The sequence below is a fragment of the Streptomyces lycii genome (assembly GCF_009735685.1).
GTDB lineage: Bacteria > Actinomycetota > Actinomycetes > Streptomycetales > Streptomycetaceae > Streptomyces > Streptomyces lycii.
This window is the reverse complement of sequence record NZ_WHPN01000187.1, coordinates 1-8,720: the sequence shown is the minus strand read 5'-3', so window position 1 is coordinate 8,720 and position 8,720 is coordinate 1. Positions and strand designations below refer to the sequence as shown.

At 75.6% G+C, this 8,720-nt stretch carries 8 protein-coding genes; 5 read left to right on the top strand and 3 right to left on the bottom strand.

The window, feature by feature from the left end; all coding sequences use genetic code 11:
• Together GCU69_RS07670 and GCU69_RS07665 are read left to right on the top strand one after the other, a co-directional pair.
• A partial coding sequence (locus GCU69_RS07670; protein ID WP_235978303.1) for an MBL fold metallo-hydrolase occupies nt 1–1,003 on the top strand: 1,003 nt, incomplete at its 5' end.
• Nucleotides 988–1,785 carry an APH(3'') family aminoglycoside O-phosphotransferase gene (locus tag GCU69_RS07665; protein ID WP_156205483.1) on the top strand — a complete coding sequence of 266 codons (798 nt, stop codon included), beginning with the start codon at nt 988–990 and terminating at the stop codon, nt 1,783–1,785. The genes GCU69_RS07670 and GCU69_RS07665, both read left to right, overlap by 16 nt.
• A 295-nt stretch (nt 1,786–2,080) precedes the next feature.
• Here the strand turns inward: GCU69_RS07665 and GCU69_RS07660 are convergent, their stop codons facing one another.
• Together GCU69_RS07660 and GCU69_RS07655 are read right to left on the bottom strand one after the other, a co-directional pair.
• Nucleotides 2,081–2,719: a DedA family protein gene (locus tag GCU69_RS07660; protein WP_235978304.1), complete on the bottom strand. Its 639-nt coding sequence runs from the start codon at nt 2,717–2,719 to the stop codon at nt 2,081–2,083.
• A gap of 23 nt (nt 2,720–2,742) precedes the next feature.
• On the bottom strand, nt 2,743–3,522 hold the full coding sequence (locus GCU69_RS07655; protein WP_098754401.1) for an MBL fold metallo-hydrolase: 780 nt from the start codon (nt 3,520–3,522) through the stop codon (nt 2,743–2,745).
• Nucleotides 3,523–3,836: 314 nt separating this feature from the next.
• On the opposite strand from GCU69_RS07655, the gene GCU69_RS07650 reads away from it, so the two are divergent.
• Both GCU69_RS07650 and GCU69_RS07645 read left to right on the top strand, forming a co-directional pair.
• Nucleotides 3,837–4,751, top strand: coding sequence for a ketopantoate reductase family protein (locus GCU69_RS07650; protein ID WP_098754402.1), 915 nt, complete (start codon nt 3,837–3,839; stop codon nt 4,749–4,751).
• 188 nt (nt 4,752–4,939) lie between these two features.
• Complete coding sequence (locus GCU69_RS07645) at nt 4,940–7,051, top strand: phage holin family protein (protein WP_156205481.1); 2,112 nt, start codon at nt 4,940–4,942, stop codon at nt 7,049–7,051.
• Nucleotides 7,052–7,071: 20 nt separating this feature from the next.
• Here the strand turns inward: GCU69_RS07645 and GCU69_RS07640 are convergent, their stop codons facing one another.
• Entirely contained in the window at nt 7,072–8,124 is a 1,053-nt protein-coding gene (locus GCU69_RS07640; RefSeq protein ID WP_098754403.1) for a fatty acid desaturase family protein, read from the bottom strand.
• Nucleotides 8,125–8,367: 243 nt separating this feature from the next.
• Between GCU69_RS07640 and GCU69_RS07635 the strand changes: the two genes are divergently transcribed.
• Nucleotides 8,368–8,673, top strand: coding sequence for a 4a-hydroxytetrahydrobiopterin dehydratase (locus tag GCU69_RS07635; protein WP_098754404.1), 306 nt, complete (start codon nt 8,368–8,370; stop codon nt 8,671–8,673).
• Nucleotides 8,674–8,720: the final 47 nt, after the last annotated feature.

Below are 8,720 nucleotides of genomic sequence, written 5' to 3'. Positions count from 1 at the left end.
GACCCTCCCGGCCGCCGAGCCGCGTCCCCCGGGCGAGATCCGCCTCTGGCCCCCGTCCTTCGCGGACCGGCTCACCGCGCCGCTTCCGGGGCTGCGCGGACTGTCCCGGATGGCCCGCGAGGGCACCGTGCGCCCGGCCGCCGAGGCGCTGCGCGACCTGCACCGGCTGCCCGTGGCCCCCGGCCCGCTGCCGGAACCGGGCCCGGGGGAGACGGCGGTGACCTGGGCCGGCCACGCCAGCTGGGTGCTGCGGACCGGCGGCCTCACCGTGCTCACCGACCCGGTCTGGTCACGCCGCATCCTCGGCACCCCGGCCCGGGTGACGCCCGTCGGCGTCCCGTGGGAGACGCTGCCGCCCGTCGACGCGGTCGTCATCAGCCACAACCACTACGACCACCTCGACGCGCCCACGCTGAAGCGGCTGCCGCGCGACACCCACCTGCTCGTACCGGCCGGGCTGGGCGCCTGGTGCCGCCGCCGCGGGTTCACCCGGGTCACGGAACTCGACTGGTGGGAAGCGGTGGAACTGCCCGCGCCCGAGGGCGGAACCGTCCGCTTCGACTTCGTTCCCGCCCACCACTGGAGCAGGCGCACCCTGACCGACACCTGCCGCTCGCTGTGGGGCGGCTGGATCCTGACCGGCCCCGGCGGGCAGCGGGTCCACTTCGCGGGCGACACCGGCTACGGCCACTGGTTCACGGAGATCGGGGACCGCTGCCCGGGGATCGACCTGACCCTGCTGCCGATCGGGGCGTACGACCCGCCCGCGCTGCTGCGCCCCGTGCACACCGATCCGGAGGAGGCCGTCCGGGCCTGCCTGGACCTCGGCGCGCACCGGATGGCGCCGATGCACTGGGGGACGTTCCTGCTCTCCGCCGAACCGCCGCTGGAGCCGCTCACCCGGGTACGGGCCGCCTGGGAGGCCGCGGGGCTCCCCCGCGAGAGGCTGTGGGACCTGCCCATCGGCGCGTCCCGGGTGCTGTCCGCATCCGTGGCCGGCTGACGCTCGGCGTGGACGACGGCGACTGGTTGCCTGTCACCGGGGGCGAGTCGGGAGCGGCCGTCTTCCGCAGCGCGGACGCCACTCGCCATGCCAAGTGCGTGCCCGCCGGGGACGCGGCCGACCTGGAGGCCGAACGCGACCGGGGCGCATGGCTGAGCGATCAGGGTGTCCCCGGTCCCCGAGTGCTCGACTGGCGGTCCGGTGGCACCGGCGGCCGTCTGGTGACGAGTACTGTCTCCGGCGTACCCGCTGATCAGGTGCCCGCCGAGGACCTGCGGGTTGCCTGGGGACGGATCGCGGACGCGGTCCGCCGGCTGCACGAGGTGCCCGTGTCGCGGTGCCCGTTCCGCCGGGGTGTGGACGCCATGGTCGCCGTGGCGCGCGACGTCGTGGCGCGTGGCGCCGTCAACCCCGGGTTCCTCCCCGTCGAGCAGCAGCACACGCCCCCCGCGGAGCTGCTGGACCGCCTCACCCGGCAGGTCCCACGGCGGCGGGAGCAGGAAGCCGCCGACACGGTCGTCCGCCACGGAGACCTGTGCCTGCCCAACATCGTCCTCGATCCGAGGACCCTGGACGTCTCGGGCTTCATCGACCTGGGCCGCCTCGGACTGGCCGACCGCTGCTCCGACCTGGCACTGCTGCTCGCCAATGCGCGGGAGACATGGACGGACGAGGAGCAGGCCCGGGGCGCGGACACGGCCTTCGCCGAGAGGTACGGCACCGCCCTCGACCACGACCGCCTGCGCTTCTGCCTCCATCTCGACCCGCTCATCTGGGGCTGACCGATGTCCCGGGGGCATCGGGCGGACCGGAGGGAGACGCCGGGGAGGTGAAGCCCGGCCGGGCGGGTCGCCGCGGTCTTCCCCCGGCGGGTGGTGACACCGCGCCACTGCTTCGGGCGGTCGGCGTCCGGCGGTGTCGCGCTGCTCGTACGCCCTGCGGTGGCAGGCCGGCGGCCTGCCGGCGGCAGACTTGGTGCGCCTGTTGACCGGCCCGTTCCGGATCACCGCCCGGATGCCGCGTCTGCTCGTTCCCCGGGCCCCGGCCTCGCACCCCCGCCCCGGTTTCCGCCCCGGCTCAGCTCTCCGTCCCGCTGTGCGCCGCGCGGCGCACCCGGCGCCAGGCGGAGGGCGCCGCGCTCACGGCCAGCGTCAGCCCGACCGCCGCCAGCACGCCCTCCCAGGGCTCGGGGAACAGCGAGCCGCCCGCGATGCCGATCAGCTGGTACGTGACCGTCCACGCCAGACAGGCCGGCAGGTCGCCCCGTACGAAACGCCGTACCGGCATCTCCGACAGCAGGCACGCCAGCATCACCGGGATCCGGCCCGCCGGGAGCAGCCGGGACACCACCAGCACCGCCACCTCGTGCCGCGCGAGCCGCTCCCGCGCGGCCTCCAGCCGGTCGGGTGCCGCCCGGTCCCGCAGCCGCTCCAGCCAGCGCGAGCCGCTGCCGGACCGCACGCCGCGCCGGCCGAGCCAGTACAGGGTCATGTCGCCGATGAAGGCGGCCAGCGACGCCACGAGAAACACCATCAGCAGCGCGACGGGAGAACCCTGGTGAAAGGCCACCACCGCCGCCGAACTCACCACCGCGCCCGTCGGCACCACCGGCACCAGCGAGCCCAGCACCACCAGCAGGAACAGCGAGGGGCCGACCGCCTGCTGCGTCATCTCCGGTGTCACCGATCCCAGCACGTCCCCCATCGGGCCGCCCATGGCGTGCCCGCCGGCCAGTAAGGTCACCGCGCGGCCTCCGCGCGCACACTCTGCCCGTGCCCCAGCAGGTGCACCGTCACCTCCGGCGCGAGCCGTGCCGCGTGCCGGACGAACTCGTCGCCCGGAGCGTGGAACTCGTGCGGCCGCACCGGGTCCATCCCGATCGGCCAGTACGTGCCGTAGTGCACCGGCACCGCGCAGCGCGGCCCGAGCCGGGCCAGCGCCCGCGCCGCCCGGACCGCGTCCAGGTGCCCGCTGCCCAGATACGGACCCCAGCCGCCGACCGGCAGCAGCGCCACGTCGCACGGGCCGACCGCCTCGGCCATGCCGTCGAACAGCCCGGTGTCCCCGGCGAAGTACGTCGTCGACCCGCCCCGCACCAGATAGCCGAGCGCGGGGGAGCGGTGCGGACCGAACGGCAGCCGCCGCCCGTCGTGCGCCGCGGGCACGGCCCGGATCGTGACCGCGCCGACCTCGGCCTCGTCACCGGGCTCCATCTCGGTGACCCGCATCCCCCCGGCCGCCAGCCTGCGCAGCCCCGGCACGGCGCGCTGCGCACCGCGCGGCACGAGCAGCCGGGTGCCGGGGGAGAGCCGGGCCAGCGAGCGCGGGTGCAGATGGTCGGCGTGCAGGTGCGAGACCAGCGCGACGTCGGCGACCGCCGCCTCGGGCGGTGGCACCGCCCCGCGGCGCCGCCGCAGATGCGCCAGCCGCTGGGCGAACAACGGGTCGGTGAGCACCCGGACCCCGGAGTCGGCGACCGTCGCGGTGGCATGACCCCACCAGGTGATCTCCACCGACATGCGCCGCCACCTCCCTGCTCCGCGCGGCCGGGGCCGCCCCTCACCGGCCGAGCGTAACGCCCGGCCGGGACGGACGCCCCGCGCGCCGTGTCCGTGCGCGGAAGTCTTCCCGCAGGTCCGCCGATGACGCCCGGCACCGGTGATCGGTACGGTGAGGCCGCGCGGCGGAGAGAGCCCCGGCCGTGGCGGGAGGAGTGGTGACGGTGACACAGCAGCCCTCGGAGACGGGTAACCCCTCGGCGGAGAACCGTCCGGCGGCGACGGGGAAGCCCCCGGAGCCGGGGAACCCCTCGGCGGCGGAAAGCCCTTCGGCGGTGCCGGAGACCCCCGCCGCGGCGGAGAAGCCCTGGACGGTGGCCGTGCTCGGCCCCGGAGGCGTCGGCGGGCTCACGGCCGCGCTGCTCGCCCGCGCCGGGCACCGCGTGCTCTGCCTGGCCGGTCCCGGCACGGCCGAGGCCCTGCGCACGGACGGCATCCGGGTCCGCAGCGAGCGGTTCGGCGACTTCCGGGCGGAGGTCGACGCGGCCGGTGAACTGCCCGGGCCGGTCGACCTGTGCCTGGTCGCCGTCAAGGAGACGGCGCTCGGCGCAGCCCTCGACCGGGTCCCCGCCGACAGGCTCGGCCACGGCCTCGTCGTGCCGCTGCTCAACGGCCTCGACCATCTCGCGCCGCTGCGCGCCCGCTATCCGCGCGAGCAGGTCGCGGCTGCCGTGATCCGGATCGAGTCCACCCGGGTGGCGCCCGGCCGCATCGAGCACACCAGCCCGTTCGCCGGAGTGGAACTGGCCGCCGGAGCGGTGCCCCGGGAGCGCGTCGAGCGGGTCGCCGCGCTGCTGAAGGACGCCGGCCTGGGCGCCGCAGTCCGGGACGACGAGGCCGCGATGCTCTGGGACAAGCTGGCCTTCCTCGCCCCGATGGCGCTGCTCACCACCCGGTACGCGGCCCCCATCGGCACCGTACGGACCGAGCGGCGCGCGGAACTGACCGCGCTGCTCGACGAGATCACGGCCGTCGCGCGCGCCGAGGGCGCCGCCGTCGACCCGCAGCGGGTGCTCGGCTTCGCCGACGAGGCCCCGGCCGGGACGAAGTCCTCCATGCAGCGCGACGCCGAGGCGGGCCGGCCGCTGGAGCTGGACGCGATCGGCGGCTCCGTGCTGCGCGCCGCCGAGCGGCACGGCGTGCCCGTCCCGGCCGTCGCGCGGATCGTCGCGGAACTCCGCGCGCGCTGACCCGCGAACCCGCCGCGCGCGCCGTCCGCACCCCCGGTGCCTCCCGCGCCCCGACCCGCCTGCCCGGCCGCCGGCCCCCGCTGTGACAGGCTGGAGCCCTGCCCGTACCGCGGGCCAGGGTGGACGGACGAGGTGGGAACGGCGTGGTGGGAAGCGCGTGGCGGGCGGCGGGCGGCGCCGTGTTCCGGATGCTCGTGGTGTGGGCGGCGGGCACCCTGACGATGCTCGTGCTCGCGGGTGCCCTGCCGGACTTCCGCATCCAGTCGCCCGACGGCGACAGCCCCACCACCATCGCCCGCACGGCGGCCTTCGGCGCCGGGGCGTTCGGTCTGCTCAGCGCGCTGGTGTGGCCGCTGCTGGTGCGCGCCCTGCTGCTCGTACCGGCGCTGGTGTGCGGCCTGCTGGTGTTCTTCCTCAACGGCACGATGCTGCTGGCCGCCCTCAAGCTGGTCGCGGACGACACCAGCGAGATGCCGCCCGAGACGGCGGTGCTGGTCGCCGCCGTCATGTCCGCCGTCGCCTCCGCGACCAGCACGGCCCTGGCGGTGCGCGACGACGGGGCGTACCGGCGGCGGCTGTACCGGCTCGCCACCCGCCGCCGGCGAAGACGGCTGAGGTCGGAGCCGGGCCGGTGGAACGGCCGGCCGGGCACGCTGTTCCTCCAGCTCGACGGCGTGGGCCACGACGTGCTGAGCGAGGCCCTGCGGCCGCGGAACGTGCCGGGCACCGGCCGGGTGCTGCCGCCGGTGATGGAGACCGTGGCCTCCTGGTGCGCCGAGGGCACCCACCGGCTGACCCGGTGGCGCGCCGACTGGTCCAGCCAGACCGGCGCCAGCCAGCTGGGCATCCTGCACGGCACCAACTTCGACGTGCCCGCCTTCCGCTGGTACGAGAAGGAGACCGGCCGCGTCATGGTGTGCAGTTCGCCCGCCGGCGTCGCCGAACTCCAGCGCCGGGCGGTCGAGCGCACCGGCCACGGCGGGCTGCTCACCCGCGACGGCGCCAGCCGCGGCAACCTGTTCAGCGGCGGCGCGCAGCAGCTCGCGCTCGTGCTGTCCGTCGCCGCCCGGCGGGAGCGCGGAACCCGGTCCCGCGCGGGCTACTTCGCGTACTTCTCCGACCCCGCCAACGCGACCCGTACCGCCATGTCGTACGTCGCCGAGGTGTTCCGCGAGATCACCCAGGCGGTCCGGGCCCGGGCGCGCGGCGACCAGCCGCGGGTCAAGCGCGGCGGGCTCTACCCGTTCATCCGCGCCTTCGCGACCGTCGTCGAACGGGACGTGGTCGTGGCCGCGGTCATCGGCGACATGCTCGCCGGGCGCACCGTCGTCTACGCCGACCTGGTGGCGTACGACGAGGTGGCCCACCACTCCGGCCCGCACAGCAGCGACGCCCAGCAGGTCCTCGGCCGGCTCGACCGCAGCATCCGGCTGATCGCGAAGGCGGCCCGGCTCGCGCCCCGCGAGTACCGCATCGTGCTGCTCTCCGACCACGGCCAGAGCCCGGGCCGCCCCTTCGCCGACGCCTACGGACTGACGCTGGAGGAACTGGTGCGGGCCGGTGTCCGCGGCACGTCCGGCGCCCGCCGGATCCCGTCCGGGCGGCGGGCCGAGAGCGGACCGGGCGGCGCCGAGGCGCGCGCCGTGGCCCGCGCGGCGCTGCACCGGCCGGAGGAGGCGGAGAAGCAGCGGGGGGCGCGCCGCCGCCGCGGCGGCCCGGGACCCGAACCCGTCGTGCTGGGCTCCGGCAACCTCGGGCTGATCAGCTTCCCGGCGCTGCCCGGCCGGGTACCCATGGAGGAGATCGACCGGCGCTGGCCCGGGCTGCTGCACACGCTCGCCGACCATCCCGGCATCGGTTTCGTGCTGGTGCGCAGCGAGGAGCACGGGCCGGTGGTGCTGGGACGGGACGGCGCCGAGCACCGGCTGGACCGGGGCGTGGTGGTCGGCGAGGACCCGCTGGCCCCGTTCGGGCCCGCCGCGGCGGACCTCGTCCGGCGCACCGCGGGCTTCCCGCACGCGGCGGACATCATGGTCAACTCCCGGTACGACCCGCACACCGGCGAGGTGCACGCGTTCGAGCCGCAGATCGGCTCGCACGGCGGCCTCGGCGGCTGCCAGGACCACCCGTTCCTGCTGTGGCCCGCCGAACTGTCGCCCCCCGGCGCGGTGAGCGACACGCTCACCGGCGCCGAGGAGGTGCACCGGGTGCTGCGGCGCTGGCTGGACGAGGCCGACGGCCCGCAGGTCCCGGTGGCGGCGGACGGCCCGGCCGGCGAACCGGAGCGGCGCGCCGGGTGACCCGGCCGGGCCCGGCCGGGTCACCGCCGCAGCGGCGCGCCCACGGCGTGCAGATGACTCAGCGCCTCACGGTAGGAGGCCAGCAGTCCCGTCTCGTGGTACGGGATGTCCAGCTCGGCGCAGTAGTCGCGGACGAGGAGCCGGGCGCGGCGCAGATGCGGGGTGGGCATGCTGGGGAAGAGATGGTGCTCTATCTGGTAGTTGAGGCCGCCGAGCAGCAGGTCGGTGGCCCGGCCGCCGCGGACGTTGCGGGAGGTCAGCACCTGGCGGCGCAGGAAGTCGGGCCGGTCGTCGCCGGTGAAGGTGGGCATGCCCTTGTGGTTGGGCGCGAAGGTGCAGCCCAGATAGACACCGAACACGGCCTGGTGGACGAAGAGGAAGGCCACGGCCTTGCCCGGGGACAGCACGAGGAAGAGCGCGCCGAGATAGACGGCGAGATGCGTGAACAGCAGGGCCGCCTCCAGGCCCCGGCGCTTCATCGACGGGGCACGCAGCGCCCGCACGCTCGACACGTGCAGGTTGAAGCCCTCCAGGGTCAGCAGCGGGAAGAAGAGGTACGCCTGCCACCGGCCGATGAAGCGCGGCAGGCCCCGGCTCGCCCGGGCCTGGTCCCGCGACCAGACCAGGATGTCCGGCGAGACGTCCGGGTCCAGCTCCTCGTGGTTGGGGTTGGCGTGGTGCCGGGTGTGCTTGTTCATCCACCAGCCGTAGCTCATCCCGATGCCGAGATTGCCGAACAGCCGGCCGCCCACCTCGCTCGCGCGGCGGGAGCGGAAGATCTGCCGGTGCGCGAGGTCGTGGGTGATCAGCGCTGTCTGGCCGAAGACCATGGCCAGGAAGCCCGCGACGGCGAGTTGCCACCACGAGTCGCCCAGCACGGCGAAAGCCGCCCACCCGGCGAGGAAGGCACTGGCCACCAGAGACAGCCGGATTGTGTAGTACCGGGGGCGGCGCTCCAGCAGACCGGCGTCGGTTATCCGCCTGGCCAGCCGGGCGAAGTCGCTGCCGTCCCGCGGACCGGCGGCCTGCCCGGTGCGCCCGGCGGAGGCCGGGACGTCGATGCTTGTCGTCATGGGGTGAGTATGAGGGCCCGCGGCCTCCTGATCCCAACCGGTCCGCCGGTCTCCCGGTGCTGGGGCCCGCCCCCCTGTCGGCCGGGGGTCCAGCACCACCCCGGGGCGCGTCATGCCGCCCGCGGCCGCCGGGACTGGCAGGCTGGGAGCGGGAACACGCCGGAACACGCCGGAATACGTGGAACACGTCGGAAACACGGCCCGGAACCCCGCGGCCGAACCGCTGGACGGAGGCAGTACGACATGGCACCGGAACCGCTCTCGCGCCAGGAGATCGACAACGCGCTCGCCGAGCTGCCGGGCTGGAGCGCGCCCGGCGACCGGCTGGAACGGACGTACACCTTCGAGGGCCACCTGTCCGCCGCGGCGACGGTCGCCCAGATCGCCCGGGTCCAGGAGACGCTCAACCACCACGCCGATCTGACGCTGAGCTACAACAAGCTGAAGGTCTCGGTGAACACCCACAGCGTCGGCGGGAAGATCACCGAACTCGACCTGGAACTCGCGCACCGGATCGAGCAGATCTGCGTCGAGCACCACGTGAGCTGACCCGGGGCGGCCGGTCCGGGCGGCCCCGGCGGGTCCGCCCGTCCGGG

Bases quoted from the DNA above. Each gene is read 5' to 3' on its own strand.
- GCU69_RS07660 (WP_235978304.1), bottom strand. From the start codon at position 2,719: ATGGGCGGCCCGATGGGGGACGTGCTGGGATCGGTGACACCGGAGATG.
- GCU69_RS07655 (WP_098754401.1), bottom strand. From the start codon at position 3,522: ATGTCGGTGGAGATCACCTGGTGGGGTCATGCCACCGCGACGGTCGCC.
- GCU69_RS07645 (WP_156205481.1), top strand. From the start codon at position 4,940: ATGCTCGTGGTGTGGGCGGCGGGCACCCTGACGATGCTCGTGCTCGCG.
- GCU69_RS07640 (WP_098754403.1), bottom strand. From the start codon at position 8,124: ATGACGACAAGCATCGACGTCCCGGCCTCCGCCGGGCGCACCGGGCAG.
- GCU69_RS07635 (WP_098754404.1), top strand. From the start codon at position 8,368: ATGGCACCGGAACCGCTCTCGCGCCAGGAGATCGACAACGCGCTCGCC.